At 65.1% G+C, this 625-nt stretch carries 1 protein-coding gene; it reads left to right on the top strand.

Going from position 1 to position 625, the window contains the following annotated elements:
* Positions 1-32: 32 nt before the first annotated feature.
* On the top strand, positions 33-625 hold a 593-nt coding region (locus tag FXF52_RS41220), incomplete at its 3' end, for a HAMP domain-containing protein (RefSeq protein WP_148805064.1).

Here is a 625-nt window from a genome sequence, read left to right as displayed (position 1 = left end):
AGCACCCGGCACCGGGCGTAAAGGAGGGGACCGTGGATAGGGCGCCCGGTTTGAGCGTCCGCCTCAAGCTGACCCTCAGCTATGCCGGGTTAGTCATGCTGGCAGGTGGCTTGCTTCTCGTCACAGTGTGGGTGTTCCTGCTGCGTTACGTACCCGAGGTGATCGACAACCCCCAGCTGCCCGGTCCCAACCGCTCGAGTCTGCCCGTCCCCGGGTGGTTCGTACCAAACCGCTCCGACCTGCTCCGCGCCTTCGGCCCGAGAGCAGCCGCAGTGCTGGCCTTTCTGCTGATATTCGGCGTGCTGGGCGGATGGATTCTCGCCGGCCGGATGCTCGCGCCGCTGGCTCGCATCACAAATGCCACACGCGTGGCCGCGGACGGATCACTGTCCCACCGGATTCGCATGGAGGGTCGCAAGGACGAGTTCCGTGAACTCTCCGACGCGTTCGACTCGATGCTCGCACAGCTCGAAGCAAACGTCGCCGAGCAGCAGAGGTTCGCCGCCAACGCGTCCCATGAGCTGCGCACCCCATTGGCGATTTCGCGGACGCTTCTCGACGTCGCCCGCAACGATCCGACACACGACCCTGGCGAACTCATCGAACGCCTGCGCGCCGTCAATGA

Origin of the sequence: Micromonospora sp. MP36 (assembly GCF_008119785.1) — a bacterium.
Taxonomy (GTDB): domain Bacteria; phylum Actinomycetota; class Actinomycetes; order Mycobacteriales; family Micromonosporaceae; genus Micromonospora.
Note: the sequence above shows the minus strand (reverse complement) of the source record. Positions and strands in the feature narration are given on the sequence as shown.